Consider the following 16,772-nt stretch of genomic DNA (forward strand, 5'->3'; position numbering starts at 1 on the left):
TCTTTTCGCGGACTATGCCTTTTCCAGGCGGTTTCCGATCGGCTCATAGAGCATCGCAAATCGCGTCGATGAAATGGCATCGCTCCTAGGCATTTCATCGGTTCCAGATCGACGCATGATTTCATCCACCACGAGTCCAGGCTCCGGACTCTCGATATCGAATATGGCGAGGTAACGAAATGATCCCACACCCGACTTCGTGCCCGCTCCGCCCCTGAACCGTTGGGCTCCTACGACACCGGGAACTCTCATGATGTCGGGCACGTGCTGTTGATCGTACCATTTGTTGAATTCATCCTCTTTGCCCTCAACCGGGTTTGACAGAACAATCAGCTTTGAGACGATCACGACGGTCCCCCTTTCGTTCGGCAATACTTAATTGGCATATATAACAGCCTACCTCGGCATTAGGGCGGAACGATGCCGTCGCGGCAAATGAATTCGATTTCTCCAAGAATAATAAGCGAACTTCAACATGTCGCGGGCTGCATGCAGATCGGGGTGATTTGGCGGTTGAAAATCGGCTTTTCGGAATGGTCCCGCATTTGCCAGAATATGTGATGGTTCCTATGCCGGTTTCATCAATCTCTCGTTGCTGATTTGCATGAGAAATCCGTCGCTTTGGTGCCCCGTTGCGTTTCTCTTCTGCAGGCACGGCTATGCCGATGCGTGTCAATCGGCGCGCAAAAGGGACCCCCTTTTCGGTTATGATGTAGGTTTGTCGAGGATGGCCGCACGCAGCGCAAGATAGATCTTTGAAGGCGCCGAAGGTGGCGGTCGGCTGCCGTTTTTGGAGCGCCAGCTATCGTTGCCGGTCTCGACGATATCGCAGTGGCGGATGACGCGGTCGAGCACCACCAGGTCGAGCCGCGACAGCTGCGCCGCCAGGGTCCCGCCCTTGCCGATCCGGGTCTCCTCTTCGAGGCGTGTCACCATTCTCAACGAGACCTGCCGGCGATCGGCCATTCCGAATTCGCACCGCTACGCCAGTGCGGTCTTGGTCGAGAGAAGTATCGGCTGACGATCAAGGGCCAGAAAAGCAGGGTCAACATCCGTATCGAACGAGCCGCTTTCTCCCGTAATCGCTTGTGCGATAAGCGAACCAATCGAGGGCGCCAGCTTGAAGCCGTGGCCGCTGCAGCCTTTGGCGACATAGAGACCGCCGACCGGGGTCGGTCCGACGACGGGGTGCACGTCGCTGCGATTGATTGTATAGAGGCCGCTGTAACCGTGGACGGCAGCGGCATAAGACAGACCGGGAAGGCGGTGTTGCAGCGCGTGCAGTTTCAGGCGCGCGAAATCGTCATCGACATAGGCTGGCAAATGGTCGGGATCGACCGTTTCTCTTTCATCCTCCGCCAGCACCGATCCGACGAGAATCTGTTGTCCGCGATTTTGTGATCGAAAGTAAACGCCGCTGATCGGATCGGCGCATATCAGAATGTCGCCGACAATGCTCGCGGGCCTGTCGATATGAACGATCTGGATACGCGTCGGCTCGAGCGGCCATCGTTCATCGAGGCCGACATCGCGGAGCAGCGCATTACACCAGGGGTCGGTCGGCGGCAATCGATCCGCTCGCCGTCAGCGAGTGTCACGCCCGCTATTCTTCCGCCTTCGGTCCGGACACTGGAAACATGCGACCGAAACCGGACCTTTACGTGACGACGTCGCGCTGCGTCACGGTCCTTGGCGGCTTGGGCTGCGAACTCCAAATCCGCCGACCCGACCCGACCCGACCCGACGTGATCGTCATCGCGAGCCAGCGCGCATGAATGCCAGCATTCTCGATCGCCTTATCGTCTGGTCGGATCAGAGCATTGCCGGCGAACTGACGGTCGATCGCGGCGGAGCAATGCACTTCAACTATTCACCCGATTGGCTGGCGGATTCAGACGCCCGCCCACTCTCGCATGCCCTGCCCAAACGGGGGGAGCGGTTTGGGGACGCGCTGTGCAAGGCCGTTTTGACGCACATGTGGCCCGAGCTGTCCGCGACGCTTGCAATGCGATTTGGGCGGGCGCCAACCCTCGAGGACGTGGATGCTGACAGTTTCGAGCGCTTCGCCAACGACGGCGGCTTCGGCCTGCCTTCCCTTCGACGACGGGCCGCGGCGCTCGGAGCCAGCGTCCAGAGCGCTATCGCCGATGGCGTTGCGGTGCCCGGTCTTTGGGAGCCAGCAGACCTCGGAGATCTCCCAGCCATTGTGTCCGACCGAGCCGGACGGTTGGCACTAAAGGCCCTGCAGATCGCGCGTCAGGGAGCTTGATCAGCCTTGCGCAACTGGTGCGGACAAAGCTGATTCTTACGGATTTTGACGGACGTTTTCCGGCAATCCGTCTGGACTTGAGATCGCGCTAACCCGTTTGACCGGCGTCCCAACGTGGCATGATACGCAATTCGTGCCATATTAGGCAACCCGTTGCTGAAAGTAAAAATTGAGGCTATATTGTGCTAGTGGGCATAGGATGTGATGGGAGTGTCAGATGACAATTCAGGTCAATATAACGCCGCAGGGACGATTGAGCCTGCCAGCTGACATCCGGAAACGATTGGGACTGAGCGACGGCGGTGCCGTCTTCCTTGAAGAGACGGAAGACGGAGTAGTCCTGCGCACTGCAGCCCAAGCTGTCGCGCGCGCGCAGGCCATTGCGAGGCGATTTGCCGAAGGCGGGCGCGATGTGTCGGTCGAGAGGTTTCTGGCCCACCGCAGGGAGGATAGCGGCGAGTGAGCGAGTTTATACTTGATGCATCGGCCCTGATCGCAATGATCCGTTCTGAACCCGGCGCCGACAAGGTTTCGGCAGCAATTTCGGATGCCCGAATGAGCGTGATCAACTATAGCGAGGTCGTGAGCTATTTCGTTCACGCAGGTATGAATAGCCGCGACATAGATGCAATGCTTGATCCGCTACCGATTGAATGGATTCCGGCAGACAAGGAACTCGCAAACCTCGCAGGCCGCCTTCGCAAATCAACGGCCTCGGCAGGCCTGTCGCTTGGCGATCGGTTCTGCATGGCCTTGGCGAAGCGTGACGGTCTGGCAGCCTGGACGGCCGACAAGGGTTGGAAAGCGATCGAATCGGATGTCGAGGTCGAGGTCGTGATTATCCGTTGAGCGATCAAAAATTCGACCGTCGAGATCGCTCTCGAATGCCAATTTCTAATGTTCGATAATAAGGATTATGTTAAATATTAACAGCTTAAGGGACCTATTGGTTACATGTTTACGCCCGAATCCGTGCTCGCGGCAGCCTTCGAACAAGGTGCAGCGTTGCGGGCCGGGGCGTGCCGCAATCACCGCAGCGAAACGAAGGTCCAAGCGGCGCGCCGGGACCCTTTGCGGGTTGATTGAAGGAGGTCCGGCTTCGGCCAAGGGATCAGCGGCTCATCGAGAGCGGGAATGGTTTCGCTTCCCGGCGAAAGACGTGCCCTATCCTACCGCCTCGATCCCGATAAAAAGCGGCGCGGCGGTGATGACCGCCGCGCCGGAGGAGCGCATCTGTGAGAGGTTCTCAGGGCGCCGGAGTACGGTTGGCGATCGCGTCCTCGATGAGGTCCTGCATGACCTGCTCAAGTTCGACGCCCTTGCGGTCGCCGCCGGTCGCGATCTGGGTTGCGATGAGGGCGTAGTAACCGGTCTCGCGGTCGATCCATCCGGTCCAGCCATAGGCGCCGGGCGATGAGTTGATCTTCGATGTCGCGCATGCCGCGGGCGTGTCGCATTCGACGAAGGAGCCGAGGGCATATTCCCAATTCGTCGCGCCCGCCGGCACGAAGACGCGCGGCAGCCCCGCGGTTCGTTGCTGGGTGAAGGCGGCCATGTCGCTTATGAAGCTGCCGCCGAGAAAGGCACGCAGCAGCTTCGCATAGTCGCGCGGGGTAGAGAAAGCGCCGCCGGCGACCCACGGATTGGTGGGTGCGCTCCCCGCCGGCTCGTACCAGGTCGTGCTCGTCATCCCGAGCGGAGTCGTCACATGCTGCGCAAAAAGCTCGTGAAAGTTACGCTCGCGCGTCGGCGAGGTGCCGGGCGCTATGCTGGTATCCTTCGCCTCGAGATAGGCGCCGGCAACCTGGATACCGTGCGGTCCATAGCTATATTGCGCACCCGGTGCGTTGCCGGGGCGCAAAATGTCATAGCGCAGGTCGTGGATGCTCTTGGCGCAATTATAGAGGGTCTGGCCGGGAAGCAGTTGGCAACCGCCGACAAGCGGGCTCGCGTTGAAGCCCGATGTCATCGACAGCGTGTGTTTGAGCTTCACGTCCTTCTTGGTGCCGCTCGTCGTCCAGAAGGCAAGCGGTGGTCGCATCGGATCCTCGAGCGTGACGATCCCGGCCTGCGCCATCCGCATGCCGAGTGCGCCGGCAAACCATTTGGAAGCCGAGGCCAGCGGGGTAACCCGGTCGATGCCGAAGCTGCCCTTTTCATAGGCGAAGAGATAGGCGGGATCGGACGCGTTGCCGACGATGAAATAGCCGTTCGCAACCTCGGTATCGGCATCGATCGCGGCCTGTAGCGCAGTCCAGTCGTAGCTATAGCCTCCGACGGTCGTCGTGAGGCTGGCCGGCACCGTCGCGGGCGCCGCCAAAGGCGAGACCTTGGCCGAGGGCACCGCCGGCGGCAGTTGCACCATATAGTGCCCCTCCCCGCCGTCACCGCTACCGAAATTCGCCTGCGCGGCAAACGCCGCGGCGCCGGCCATTGCCGTACCGGCGGCAATCCACATCAGTCTTTTTCTTCCAGCCATTTTCTCTCTCCAATCTTCGTTGCACATTTTCGAACCGGAGGGGCTATGCGGCCGAACGGGCTAGGGCCCGGGTTGGCCGCTCCCGAAATGAACCTTCAGCAGATGGTCCAGCTGCGGCTTGCGAAATCCGTCGACGACGCTCGAACGCGGCGCAAAATGGGCAAGGCGGTCGTCGGCTTCGGAATAGCGCGGCCAATCGGGAACCAGCGCGCAGCGCGGGACGCCCGTTTTGGCAAAGGCGATCCAGCAAGCGGAAACACCTTCTCCAAAGCGGCGATCTTCTTCGTCGACCGGCCCGGCAAGCGCGGCGAAATAGTCGAGTGTCCCGAACAGATATGGAATCTCGGAGCCATGCGCGGCCCCCTTCGCGCGGTCGCGGCGGGCAGCCGCAACATAGCCGAAATGATAGAGGTAAGAGGGCGCGCCGCGCGCCGTACGCGCCGCGAGCCAGCGCGCGGGTGCGACGAACCAGGCGTCGCCGAGTATCTGGCGGGCGAGCTCGTCGTCGGCAAGTCCCGCCCCATAGGCCGCGCGGCCGGCGGCCGGGTCGGGACCGAGATAGTCGAGCGCCGCTGCCGGCGGGACGCCCATGGCTAGGATGACGCTCGCTTCATTGCTGTTGGCGCCGACGAGTAGCGGGACATCGACGGGTTCGGCGCGCGACAAGGTGCGCCAGGGCGCTTCGCGTATCAGTTTGCCGTCAAGGATCGGGCCGGTCATGGCGCCTGCGGTGCGGACATCTCCCGCCGCGACGAGCGCAGCGGCGGGAAGCGCGCGCAATTCGGCGGGCGATGCGTCGATCCGAGCGCCGGCACGCAGCGCCAGCGCGGCGCCGAGCGCTTCCTGCTCGGCGAGCGGACGCGGATCGAGCAACCCAACGCCGGACTGCACGATCGCGCGCGCGAAGAGCCCCTTCGCCTCGGGCAGCGCCAGGATCGTCGTCACCCCGATCGCGCCCGCAGACTCGCCGAACAGCGTCACCTGGTGGGGATCGCCGCCAAAGGCTGCGATATTCTTCCGGACCCAGCGCAGTGCGGCAAGCTGGTCCATCAGCCCATAATTGGCGATCGCCTCGCCGCGCGGCGCGCCCTTGGAGAGCGACGGATGCGCGAAATAGCCAAGGGACCCCAGGCGATAATTGATCGTCACGAGAATGACGCCCTGCCGCGCGAAGGCGGTGCCGTCGAACGCCGGGAAGGTGCCCGAGCCGATGACATGCGCGCCGCCGTGAATCCAGACCATCACGGGAAGCTTTCTCGCGCCCTTGGGACGCCAGATGTTGAGCTGGAGGCAATCTTCGGACTGACGATCGGCGACCCCGCCGGCGACGAGCGCGGGCCGAACCGTCTGCGGGCAAGCGGGACCCAAGTTCGAGGCACCGCGCACGCCCGTCCAGCGCGGCGCCGCTTGCGGCGCGCGCCAGCGCAGCGGGCCGACCGGAGCCGCGGCGAAGGGGATGTCGAAAAATCGCTCGATGCCAGCCTCGCTCGTTCCGGCTAGGCGCCCCTGCGCCAGCTTCACCGCCGGCGCGACATCCGCCGCGAGAGCGGCCGGAGCCGGCGCGAGCAGCGCCGCGGCTGCAAGCACCCCGATCGCCACCCAATGCCGCACGCCGGCTTCCTTCCCCTTCCGGCCAGCGGCGAGGGGCACTAGAATGAGATGCGTCCTTCGACCCCGATGACGCGGGGCTGGCTGTAGCGATTGATCGTCGGCGCCTGCGCAACATAGTAGATTTTGTCGAAGAGGTTGTTCGCAAAGGCGCTGATGCTGACCTTCCCGACCTCGACCCCGACGCGAAGATTGACGAGGACATAGTCGTCGAGATCGACCGAGCTCGCCGTGAGCTCCTGCTTGCCGCCCCATTGGCCACTGACAAGAACGTTGCTGGTGAGCGATATGTCGTTCGTGACCGGGTAGCGCAGGTTGAGGTTGGCCGAGGCGAGCCAGTCGGGGACCTGCGCGAGCTCGAGGCCGTCATAACGGCCGCTCTTGACCTTGCCACCTTGGCGCGATCCGCTGAGCGCGAGACGCCCGCTCCCCTCACCGAGATCGAATCCCTGGCTATACTCGGCCTCGACGCCCCAGCTCTTCGCATCGCCCGCGTTGGTGAGATAGGCGACCGCCGCGACCGGACACGCCGGATTGGTGAGCGCACAACCGTCGTCGACCTGAGCGATCAGATCTTCAAGCTCGGTATAATAGCCGGCGATCGCGAAATAGCCGCGGCGCACCGGGCTTCCTTTGAAACCCGCTTCGTAGGAGGTGCTGTTCTCGTTGCCGAAAAGGACCTGCACCGGGCTCGGGGCTCGCGGGTCGGAGAGACGCGTGTTGAAGCCGCCGGCGCGATAGCTGCTCCCGACCTTGGCATAGGCAAGGACGTCACGCGTGAGCTTATAGGAGAGTGTCGCATTATAGGAGAGATTGTCGGCGTTGATGCTGTCGTCGATGACCCGCGAGGGGCCGCCGGTCGGCAGGCCGGTGCCAAGATCATAGAGCCGCGCGCTAATGCTGCGGCTGTCGCGGGTGTAGCGCAACTCGCCGGTCAGGTTGAGACTTTCGGTGATGTCGTAACCGAGCGAGCCATATGCCGCATAGCTTTCGAAATGGAGCCGCGCGGGGGCGATATTGCCCGGCGATGGATTGGCGAGTGTCGGCGTGCGCGTCGTCGTCACCGAGAAATCGCTGTCGAGCAGCAGCATCTCGGCGCCGACCAGCCAGGCCAGCGGGCCGTTCGAGCCGGTGACATGGATGTCTTGCGAGAAATTGTCGGTCGTATCGACGACATAGGAGGCGGTGTTCGGATCGAGCGGGGTCAGCGCCCCGACCTCTCCCGCAGCGCGAGCGCGCGCCAGTTCTGCGGGGCTAATAGCATCATTGTCGAGATCATATTCGGAATGGCGCTTGCGAAACGAGGTCGTCGAGGTGAGGTCGGCGCCGCCGAGATCGACGCGAACGATCGCCTGCAGCCCGTCGACGTCCTGACTCGCGCGCGGCGCGGTGTTCCATGGATAGCGGAAGCGGTCCTGGATATAGCCGCCCGGGAAGCCGGGCGTGCCCGCTGGAATAAAAATCTGATAATGGATGGCGGGCGTCGTCAGCCGCTGCGTCTCGGCAATGATGATCGCATCGACGGGCCCGCGCTTAAGGCGCAGCTGGCCGCGAAGGCCATGCCCCTTCTGCCGGTCGAAATAAACGTCATTGTCCGGGTTGTAGAAGAAGCCCTTGTCCTGCTCGACAAGATCGCCGCTCAGGCGAAGAGCGAGGCCGTCGGCGAGCGGGACATTGACCGCGCCCTGCATCTGGAAGCTGTTGTTTTCGAAACCATAGCGTGCGCTCGCCCAGCCCGAGAGGTCGAATTGGGGCTCGGCCGAGATGATGTTGATCGCGCCTCCGACCGCATTGCGGCCGTAAAGCGCACCCTGCGTGCCGCGCAGCACCTCAACGCGGCCGATGTCGAGCAAGTCGAGCCGGGTGAAGTTGCGTCCGCCGACCGGACCGCCCGCGATATAGGCGCCATTGCGGTAGAGCCCGACGCTGGGATCGCCATTGGTCGCGCGCGCGGTCGAGGAGGCACGGATCGAGATTTCGGAAGTGACCGATGAATTGAGATTGTTGAAACGCACGCTCGGCTGGTCGGCAAGGAGTTCGCCGCTTCCCGTCGCCCCGCCGCGGTCGGTGAGCGAAGTGATATCGATGACCGAAGCTGCGGTCGGCACGTCGGCGAGCCGCTCTTCGCGGCGCCGCGCCGTGACAACAATCGCGCCATCGTCGGCTGCCTCGGCGGCCGGAAGGGCCTCGGGACTCTCTTCCTGACCGAAGGCGGGCGTGGCTGACGCAGCCGCCCAAATGGCAGCCGTGCAGAAAAGAAGATGCGCCTGGCGTCCCATAAGTCTCTCCCCATCGTCTTATTACAATTATTATCGATAATTTTGTGCATAAGGACGAATGAGTCAAGCCGGAAAACGGCACCCGTCCGGGGCCGCCCTCAGCGGGGATTGGGGACTATCGCGCTCAGGAGGTCGCAAAAGCCACGCGCCGTAGCGGCAAGCGGCTCGGGTACGACGGTCGATAATATGTCGGTCGCGGCATGATGGTGGCGGTGCGCCCCGAAAATGCCGGCGTGGCGCGTGTAGCCCGCCTTGATCACTTCAGAGAGCTCGCCCGCAGCTCCCTCGGAGGACGGATAGGCCATCTCGATGCCGGGCTGACCGTCGAAAATTTGCCGGGCACGTTCGACGAGCTCGGGTGAGGTCATAAGGAAGCGATAGGGATCAGCGCTCGGCAGCGGGAGCAATCGTCCCGGCATTTCCTGATAGTCGCGCGCCGCGGCATTGGCGCCGAGATGCAGCCAGAAGGCGGTTTCGGACGGCGGCGGGCCAATGTCCTTGACGATGTGGCTCGCGCCGAGGTTCTCATATTCGTGCCCGCTGTTACACACGAACAAGAGGCTGTGCTGCGCGAAGACGCGCGGCATCCAGTCGGCGAGCGCGAGCCAAATCGCGATGCCTGGCCCGCGTTCGCCGGCACAATCGGTCCAACCCGAGCGCGGCGTCGAGACGACCAACCAGGGTCGCCCGGCGCGGACGCGGCGTCCGATGATATTCTCGGCCTTGCGTGTCCCGTTGCGTCCAAGCAGGGTGAGCCTTGCCGGGCGGCTGTGGCGCGCCGCCTCGATGACGGGCGTAGCAAGGCGCGGCGCAAGCAACGCGAGCGGCATGTCCGATGCGGGTCGATCCGCGGGCGTGTTGAGGAGGAGAGCCTCGCCTGTCGGACCCGTCGTCACGAGGATCACGGCGCTCGCGCCGCGCGCGAGTGCATCGGCGAGCGGCTCGCGCGCGGCGCGATCGGTGAGGCTCGACCAGCGGCGATAAGGCAGCCGCACGATGGCAATTGCCCCGTCGAGGCGCTCGAACGTCTCGGCGAGCCGCAGCGGCGCATCGAGGCCGGCCTCGCCGGTTTCGACGGCGAGTGGCTGCGCGACGAGCGGGACCTTCAGATCCTCGAGCGCCAGTTCGGAGAGCGTGGCCTCGAACCAGGGCACGTCGAACCCCTGCCGCTCGACCGCAAAGCCGGCGGCCGCCAAGCGTTTTGCGGCCCAGTCGGCGGTCCAGCGGTCGCCCGCGCCGCCCGACTGCTTGTTGCCCGCCTCGGCGTAGGATTTAAGGTCAGCGAAGAGTCGCTCGGGCTCGAACATCGCCATATCCCCGGAAACGGCAGCCGCGGAGCTCGCCTGAATTGCGATCGGCGCGGCAAGCCCGGCCTTGAGCAAGGTACGCCGATCGGTGGAATGGGGATTCATGTCGCTTTCGCCCGGCGGCGGCCGGATTTCGGCTTTGCGTGGCGGGCCTTATACTCCTCGAGTGCGCGGCCGAAGCTTTCCTGCGTCACCCCGATCAGGTCGCGCGCCGCGAAATCGGCGGCATCGCCGTCGCGCGCGATGATGTGCCGGCAGAGCTCCTCATAGAGAACTGCCGATCGCCGTCCCGCTTCGTTGCCGTGCGTTTCGATATAGCTGTCGGTGTAGACATTGTGCTGCCAGCGAGCGAGCAGCGCGACCCGGTCGAGCAGCTCCAATGCAAGCGGCGCATTGCTGCGCTTGGCGATGAAGCGACCGATGCGGTTCGAGACCTTGATATGCTCGAACGTATTTTCGGTCCGCTGGGTGACGTCCTTATATTCGACGAGCCGGTGCATCAGCTCGCGGCCGTCGCGGTCGGTCATTTCGCTCGCCGCGAGGCGGCATACGACGCCGAAGAGCGATTTCCAGAGTTCGTAGACCTCAATCGCCGCATGTTCGTCGATATCGATGACATAGGTGCCGCGCCACGGCACAACCTTGACGAGGCCGATGCGCGCGAGATGGCGAAAGGCCTCGCGCACCGGCGCATGGCTCACCCCGAAGCGCGCGGCGATTTCGCGCTCGCGCAGCCAGGAACCCGGTGGGATCCGCCATTCGACGATATCGTCGGTCAGCAAGCGCGCGATAACGCGGTCCTGGGTCGGCGCGTTGCCGTCCTCCATCTTCGTCGCGGCCATTTCTCTCCGTTCGGCTTTTCTCGCTCACAGCGCCCATCCTAGTCGGGCGGGGCCGCCGAGCAATCGATGATTGCGAATGAAATTATTATCGATAATATCAACAATGACAAGCATCAGAAATGGGAGCCGGATTTTGAAGCGCGCCATCCTCCTTCTTGCCGCCGCGACTGCGATGGCCGCTGCCGCAGCGGCCGAGCCGTCTCCCCTTCCCGGCTGCACTGCAGCCCTTGCCTATTCCGAGGCGCATGAGGGCGTCGCGCTGTTAATACTTGAGGACGGCAAGGTCCGCTGCCGTTCGGCGGATATCACCAAGCCTCAAGAGCTCTGGTCGGGAACGAAGAGCCTCGTAGGGCTGATGGCCGCGGCCGCCGTGCAAGACGGGCTGCTGACGCTCGATGAACGGGCATCGGACACGCTCGCCGAATGGAGAAGCGATCCCGCGAAGGCGCAGGTCACGCTTCGCCAGCTGCTGTCGATGACGAGCGGGCAGGCTTCCACCGTCGGCAGACCGCAGGGGTATCTCGACTCGGTGAAGGCGCCGCTCGCCGCGCCGCCGGGCAGCAAATTCCAATATGGCCCGGCTCCGATGCAGATCTTCGGCGAGATTATACGCCGCAAGCTGGTCGCCCAAGGCGAGGACGGCAATCCGCGTCATTATGTCGAGCGGCGCATTCTGACACCTCTGGGTGTGAGGGTCGGCGATTGGCGGAGCGGCCCCGATGGCGCTCCGCTCATGCCGCAGGGGCTTGTACTGGCCGCCGCCGAATGGGCAAAGATCGGCGAATTCGTCCGTGCGGGCGGAGTGCATGACGGCAATGCGCTTGTCGATGCGACCGCCTTCGCCGATCTTTTCAAGGGCAGCGGCGCCAACCCGGCCTATGGGCTGACCTGGTGGTTGCCGCGCGCATCGCCCGCATCCGATCCTGTCACCCGCTCGACCGACATCACGGTTCACGCCGCCGAACTGCCTGCCGACATGGTGGTCGCCGCCGGCGCGGGCGACCAGCGCCTTTATGTCATTCCATCGAGGCGGCTCACGATCGTGCGCCAGGCCAAGCTCGATCTGATGGCGCTTGCAGCTGGCAGAAAGAGCGACTGGTCCGACAGCGACTTCCTTGCCCTGCTGCTGGCTAGATAGGTAAAAGGCCGGCAGCTCGGCGGGTTCTAGATTTGGTCGCAGCCAAAGCCGTGCGCGGACACCATCGCGGGCTGCGCCTATCTACCAATATCCGCGCCGCGCCGCTGATATGTGGAACCTGCAGCGTCGCTTCGACTGGAGTGCCAGCAACAGCCCGACGCACCGCGCCAGCCTTTCCTCACGGGCGCGCTTTCCGACGATCTTCAAGCGCTTCAACGCGGCGATTCCGAACCCCGCACTCCGTCCCGAACGCGCGACCAATGCCCGAGATCGGCGGCAGCTGGGCGTTGGTTGGCGTACGCCTCGACGGCGCACCCTTCTATAGCTGGATCGACGATGCGATATTCGCCATGGTTGGCCGAGCCATAACTGAGTGAATTGACCGCTTTCGGGCCGTAAGCTTGCACGAGCGGTCAGGATAGCCACTACCTAATCCAGGGCATTGGACAGAAAGCTAGTGGCGATGGTGGCGGATGTCCCCCGTACTGGCAGTGATAATTGATCAATGTCTCGTTGCGGCCGGCAAAATCTCACGGTCAGCGCCTACATGCAACCATTGGCATTTCGTATGCAACATGGAGGCTAATATAAGCAACAATTTACCAATTTATGCGATGAACTGGTATTGCAATGCAACAACGCATGTCGTATTGATTGACTGGCGAACCGCCGCTGAAAACTAGGAATCCTGATGTCATCCATGGACCATTTCCCCATTATCCAAGCGCTGTGCCGTGCCGCCGTGCCGAACGCGTCGCCGGCCGTGCGGAAGCAAATTGAACGACTAAGGGACGCGCTCAAGAACGGCGGAGATTCCAAGCAGGCGGCTGCTCTGACCACAATTCTCAACAATGCGGAGAGGAGCCGCGAGATTGCACCGAGCCGCATAGAGCGCTCCAAGGCGCTTGTGTCAGGCGAAGACCTCTCCAGGAATACTCCATTGCCGGTTGATCGGGAGACCGCGGCTCCGCTGGCTGAAATTATTTTCCCGGACGCAACAGACGAGAATGCACCGATTTTCGACGAGCGAATTTCGAATGCCATTGAATCAGTGGTCGACGAGTGGTCGAATATTGAGGCCCTGTTTGAAGTCGGCGTCCATCCGTCCTTGACCTGCCTAATTTATGGGGCTCCCGGAACCGGTAAGACCCGGCTGGCGCTGTGGATGGCCCGCCGCTTAGACCTACCTGTCGTCCTAGTTCGGCTCGACGGGTTGGTTTCCTCATTCCTGGGGACAACTGCACGAAATATCGGCAATCTGTTCACGTTCGCCAATAGGTTCAAGTGCATGCTTCTACTCGATGAATTCGATGCGATAGCGAAGCTTCGCGACGATCCACAAGAGGTTGGCGAGATCAAACGTGTCGTAAATGCACTTCTGCAGAATCTTGACTCCCGGCGGGGCGTCGGACTGACGATCGGCATAACAAATCATCCCAACCTGCTGGATCCCGCTGTCTGGCGGCGTTTTGAAGTCCAACTCGAAATTCCACGCCCGGAATTCGACGTGAGGAAGGCTATTGCAGAATCCTTTTCCGCGCCCGTGATCATTCCCGACAGTCATCTCAGGCTGATCGCTTGGTTTACAGAAGGCGCCACCGGAGCGGAAATCGAGACCCTTGTCCGCACATACAAGAAGGCAACCGCAGTAAGAGACGGTCAGGCGCGGGAACTTCTGGATACCCTGCGCCAGTTTGCCACTCTAAATGCTGCGCGCGTTCATAGTGAGCGTAGGGAGTTGCTTTTCGGAGGCACGGGCAGATTATTCCGCGCGTTGCGCGACGACCGCTCAGTGAACCTTTCGATGTCAGACATCGGTGAGATCGCTGGCAAGGACAAATCAACTGTGAGCCGCCAAATCGGAAAGATTGAAGAGGATCAGGAGGACGACAGCATCAATGGCTAGCCCGATCCAGATAGTTCTAAACCCCGACAACTTCCAAGAAGCTCGCGAAAAGGGCGGTGGCGGCGGTCACAAGGACTTTTTTGCTCATCGCGATAAAGAGTTTGCAGCTCATAAGACATCCCTCCTGCAGCAGATCGAGACAATATCTGTTGAGTTAGCGGCCCAGGCTACGGGTTCCGTGGGATATGCAAAGGTCATTCTTCGACGCGAAGCATGGGCGAAAAGCCACCGCCCGATGACAGCCCTATTCCGCCCAGATCGGACGCGTCTCGTTGGCGGGGCTGACCTTGGCGTCATGATTGTCGAAGCCCGGCCGCGTTCGCTAGCCGAAGTCGCCAAGCAGATCGAGGAAGCGGAAACCGAGACGATACTGCGATTTGACGAGACCAAAAATAAGGATGTTCCCTACCCCTCCGCCCGAAAAAGCGAAGTTGGTGCTATTGATCGGATCGAACTGTTCCGTGCCTCGGACAAGCGTAATTTCTCGGTCGAGGAAGCAGTAGCCTGGCTATCGAACCCCATGACGGGAGGCAGTTATCAGGTCGAGCTATTTACGCCCCCAGCGCCTCGTGCCGATTGGGATAGGCTCGACGAGGCCAATCGGACGTTGCTCGAGACTTTCGTGGCGGGGTTCTCAACCTTGGGCCAAGGTGTTAGCGTCGCGCGGATGTCAAGCGGCAGCGGCAGTCAGCCGCTCTTGTCTGTCAGACTCGATGAGACCTCTACACCCGTCCTGCGAATGAATGACACGCCATCGAATGAGCGCAAACGTGCCTTGGCGCCGTTCGCCCACGACATCGAGAGCCACATTCGCCTTCTCGAATTTCTAGATAATCACCCATTGGTCCGTCGTATCGAACTGCCAGGCATCGTTGTGCGGGCCAACGCTGCAACGGAAAATCGAACGCGCCCGTCTGCAGCCACCATTAACGCCCGGGATCTTCGGAGGAGCTACCCAAAACTTGGAGTTGTCGATGGCGGCATAAGTCCCGCGCTGGACGAGTGGATCATTGACCGTTGGACGGTGCTTGCCGACGAAGACAGTAATCATGCTCACGGCACCTTTATCGGTGGTCTCGCGACGATCGGAGCGTCTCTCAACGGACCAGAGATTTGCTCCGAGGCCGATGGCGCCGAGCTTGTCGACATTGCAATTTTTCCCAGCCCCGAGAAGGCAGGAGCGTTTGCATCCTATTACCCCGATGGCGTACCGCAATTTTTCGACGAGATGGAAGCGGCTGTTGCCGATGCACATGCAAGACATGGCGTGCGCGTGTTCAATATGAGCCTCAATATCTTGCAGCCAGCAGTGGCAGACCGGTATTCTGCTCATGCCGTACGATTGGATGGCATTGCCGAGGCCAACAACGCAGTCATTTTCGTGTCCGCTGGTAACACGCAGCCCCAAGACCTTCGACCTGAGTGGCCTGCAGATGCTTCAAGGGCGTTGGCAGACCTTGCGCTCGCGCGCAACGACGGCCTCCTCACACCTGCTGAAAGCGCGCGAAATGTAACAATTGCCGCGCTCAATCCAACAGGTCATGATGGATGCGTCCCTTATGCACCTACTCGCTATTCTCGCCGAGGGCCGGGCCTGCGCGGCAGCATGAAGCCCGACCTTGCGCATGTCGGTGGTGCCGGCACCCAACACACTACCTTGGGTCACGGCCTGTTTTCGATCCTTCCCGATGGCGCAATAGTGGATGGCTGCGGCACCAGCTACGCGGCCCCTATCGCAGCTAAGACAGCGGCGGTGATCGAGCATCTTATTGAGGGGGAGGTCTCCCGAGAGACCATTATCGGAATGCTCGTTCACCACGCGAGGCTGCCCGAGCCGCTGCGTGATAAGACCCTTTCGCCTGTCGCGCGGCACTTGGTCGGATTTGGGATGCCGCCGTCCGCCGAGACAATCTTGGAAACCGGAGATCACTCGATCACGTTGGTCTTTGCATCGCGCATAAAGCCTGGTGAACAAATCAACTTCGGGTTTTCCTGGCCGGCGTCTCTCGTCGAAACGGGTGGAAAGTGCCGAGGCGCAGCCAAGCTGACACTTGTATCGACTCCGCCTCTCGATGCCCGCTTTGGCGCAGAATATGTTCGGGTGAACATCAACGCGGTTTTGCAGCAAGAGCAAGCGCCCGACAAGTGGAAGGGGCGCCTGGAGCCAGTGTACCTACCCGATAAGCGCGACCGCCATGCCATTGAGGCCGAACTGATCGAGCACGACCTCAAGTGGAGTCCTGTGAAAGTCCACGCAAAAAATTTCCCGAAGGGGGTCGGCCCTTCCTCGAACTGGCGCCTCTTCGTCGAGTATCTTACGCGCGCCGGGGAAGAAATGCCGGAGGAAGGCGTTCCTTTCACGGCGGTTCTAACAATCAGCGATCCGACAGATGATAAGCCGGTCTTCAACGAGATGAGACAAAATCTGCAGGCTATTGGCGCTCAGATCACAGACATAAGGACCGCGGCCCGCATCACCCCACGCGTTTAATGTTCGTTTCAAGTCATAGTCAGGGATAGGGTAAACGACCAACATTGGTCGCTTTGCTGAATCCTGTTCCGACCCGCCTTAACGGCAGGTTTTAGGCATTCGTTCGGCGACCGGCTATGGCTGAAATCTGGCGCAAAGCTACCAGAGAAATCGCATGTTTGGTGACTACGGACGGAGCAGCTTCACAGCAGCGACATGCCGATCCGCTCGGCGAGTCGTCGAGGCGGAGGGTCGCGACCGACGCAGAAGGCCTCGGGAATGCAGGAGCAGGAATGTTCCGGCTATAGAGTCGGGCGAGGTTAGACGCACATCGACGCATGTGGACGCCATCCCGGCAACGCCGCCCGAAATCGCCGGCAACAACGCAAGGCTGCCGCAGCACGAGCAAACTGAGGAGAAAACGGCCGTCCGTGATCAGGATATCGGTACCTGAGCCAGCGCGTAGCTGAGCCC

13 protein-coding genes and 1 pseudogene are annotated in these 16,772 nt (G+C 61.7%); 6 read left to right on the forward strand and 8 right to left on the reverse strand.

The features are described from left to right. Positions 1-12: 12 nt before the first annotated feature. From LH19_RS25715 to LH19_RS25725, 3 genes and pseudogenes are all read right to left on the reverse strand, one after another. Entirely contained in the window at positions 13-348 is a 336-nt protein-coding gene (locus LH19_RS25715; protein WP_145923678.1) for a DUF4286 family protein, read from the reverse strand. 357 nt (positions 349-705) lie between these two features. Continuing rightward, positions 706-936, reverse strand: a pseudogene (locus tag LH19_RS28920) (hypothetical protein); the annotation flags it as partial. A gap of 45 nt (positions 937-981) precedes the next feature. Beyond that, complete coding sequence (locus LH19_RS25725; RefSeq protein ID WP_054734732.1) at positions 982-1,569, reverse strand: NAD(P)/FAD-dependent oxidoreductase; 588 nt, start codon at positions 1,567-1,569, stop codon at positions 982-984. A 202-nt stretch (positions 1,570-1,771) separates the two neighbouring features. Here LH19_RS25725 and LH19_RS25735 point away from each other — a divergent pair, with 202 nt between their 5' ends. From LH19_RS25735 to LH19_RS25745, 3 genes are all read left to right on the forward strand, one after another. Continuing rightward, positions 1,772-2,269, forward strand: a complete 498-nt coding sequence (locus LH19_RS25735; RefSeq protein ID WP_082396406.1) for a HipA N-terminal domain-containing protein — start codon at positions 1,772-1,774, stop codon at positions 2,267-2,269. A 217-nt stretch (positions 2,270-2,486) separates the two neighbouring features. Further along, positions 2,487-2,732: an AbrB/MazE/SpoVT family DNA-binding domain-containing protein gene (locus tag LH19_RS25740; RefSeq protein ID WP_054734742.1), complete on the forward strand. Its 246-nt coding sequence runs from the start codon at positions 2,487-2,489 to the stop codon at positions 2,730-2,732. Beyond that, entirely contained in the window at positions 2,729-3,118 is a 390-nt protein-coding gene (locus tag LH19_RS25745; protein ID WP_054734744.1) for a type II toxin-antitoxin system VapC family toxin, read from the forward strand. The genes LH19_RS25740 and LH19_RS25745 overlap by 4 nt, the downstream gene beginning before the upstream one ends. A 397-nt stretch (positions 3,119-3,515) precedes the next feature. On the opposite strand, the gene LH19_RS25750 is transcribed toward LH19_RS25745, so the two are convergent. From LH19_RS25750 to LH19_RS25770, 5 genes are all read right to left on the reverse strand, one after another. Then, the gene (locus LH19_RS25750) at positions 3,516-4,727 is read right to left on the reverse strand and encodes a serine hydrolase domain-containing protein (RefSeq protein WP_054734747.1); all 1,212 of its coding nucleotides are present in this window, start codon (positions 4,725-4,727) and stop codon (positions 3,516-3,518) included. A gap of 81 nt (positions 4,728-4,808) precedes the next feature. Next, entirely contained in the window at positions 4,809-6,359 is a 1,551-nt protein-coding gene (locus LH19_RS25755) for a carboxylesterase/lipase family protein (protein WP_158514503.1), read from the reverse strand. A gap of 38 nt (positions 6,360-6,397) precedes the next feature. Beyond that, positions 6,398-8,635: a TonB-dependent receptor gene (locus LH19_RS25760; RefSeq protein ID WP_054734754.1), complete on the reverse strand. Its 2,238-nt coding sequence runs from the start codon at positions 8,633-8,635 to the stop codon at positions 6,398-6,400. A 98-nt stretch (positions 8,636-8,733) separates the two neighbouring features. After that, positions 8,734-10,047, reverse strand: coding sequence for a hypothetical protein (locus LH19_RS25765; protein ID WP_054734760.1), 1,314 nt, complete (start codon positions 10,045-10,047; stop codon positions 8,734-8,736). After that, positions 10,044-10,784: a GntR family transcriptional regulator gene (locus tag LH19_RS25770; protein ID WP_054734763.1), complete on the reverse strand. Its 741-nt coding sequence runs from the start codon at positions 10,782-10,784 to the stop codon at positions 10,044-10,046. The genes LH19_RS25765 and LH19_RS25770 overlap by 4 nt, the downstream gene beginning before the upstream one ends. 133 nt (positions 10,785-10,917) lie before the next feature. On the opposite strand from LH19_RS25770, the gene LH19_RS25775 reads away from it, so the two are divergent. The 3 genes from LH19_RS25775 (at position 10,918) to LH19_RS25785 (ending at position 16,319) form a co-directional block, all read left to right on the forward strand. Next, positions 10,918-11,922, forward strand: coding sequence for a serine hydrolase domain-containing protein (locus LH19_RS25775; RefSeq protein ID WP_054734766.1), 1,005 nt, complete (start codon positions 10,918-10,920; stop codon positions 11,920-11,922). A 700-nt stretch (positions 11,923-12,622) separates the two neighbouring features. Beyond that, complete coding sequence (locus LH19_RS25780; RefSeq protein WP_054735415.1) at positions 12,623-13,828, forward strand: AAA family ATPase; 1,206 nt, start codon at positions 12,623-12,625, stop codon at positions 13,826-13,828. Continuing rightward, a complete protein-coding gene (locus LH19_RS25785; protein WP_054734770.1) occupies positions 13,821-16,319 on the forward strand; it encodes a S8 family serine peptidase in 2,499 nt (832 codons plus the stop codon). Before LH19_RS25780 ends, LH19_RS25785 begins: the two co-directional genes overlap by 8 nt. Positions 16,320-16,772 lie beyond the last annotated feature (453 nt).

The sequence above is a fragment of the Sphingopyxis macrogoltabida genome (assembly GCF_001314325.1).
Lineage (GTDB): Bacteria > Pseudomonadota > Alphaproteobacteria > Sphingomonadales > Sphingomonadaceae > Sphingopyxis > Sphingopyxis macrogoltabida.

Bases quoted from the DNA above. Each gene is read 5' to 3' on its own strand.
- LH19_RS25735 (WP_082396406.1), top strand. From the start codon at position 1,772: ATGAATGCCAGCATTCTCGATCGCCTTATCGTCTGGTCGGATCAGAGC.
- LH19_RS25740 (WP_054734742.1), top strand. From the start codon at position 2,487: ATGACAATTCAGGTCAATATAACGCCGCAGGGACGATTGAGCCTGCCA.
- LH19_RS25750 (WP_054734747.1), bottom strand. From the start codon at position 4,727: ATGTGGATTGCCGCCGGTACGGCAATGGCCGGCGCCGCGGCGTTTGCC.
- LH19_RS25760 (WP_054734754.1), bottom strand. From the start codon at position 8,635: ATGGGACGCCAGGCGCATCTTCTTTTCTGCACGGCTGCCATTTGGGCG.
- LH19_RS25765 (WP_054734760.1), bottom strand. From the start codon at position 10,047: ATGAATCCCCATTCCACCGATCGGCGTACCTTGCTCAAGGCCGGGCTT.
- LH19_RS25770 (WP_054734763.1), bottom strand. From the start codon at position 10,784: ATGGCCGCGACGAAGATGGAGGACGGCAACGCGCCGACCCAGGACCGC.
- LH19_RS25780 (WP_054735415.1), top strand. From the start codon at position 12,623: ATGGACCATTTCCCCATTATCCAAGCGCTGTGCCGTGCCGCCGTGCCG.
- LH19_RS25785 (WP_054734770.1), top strand. From the start codon at position 13,821: ATGGCTAGCCCGATCCAGATAGTTCTAAACCCCGACAACTTCCAAGAA.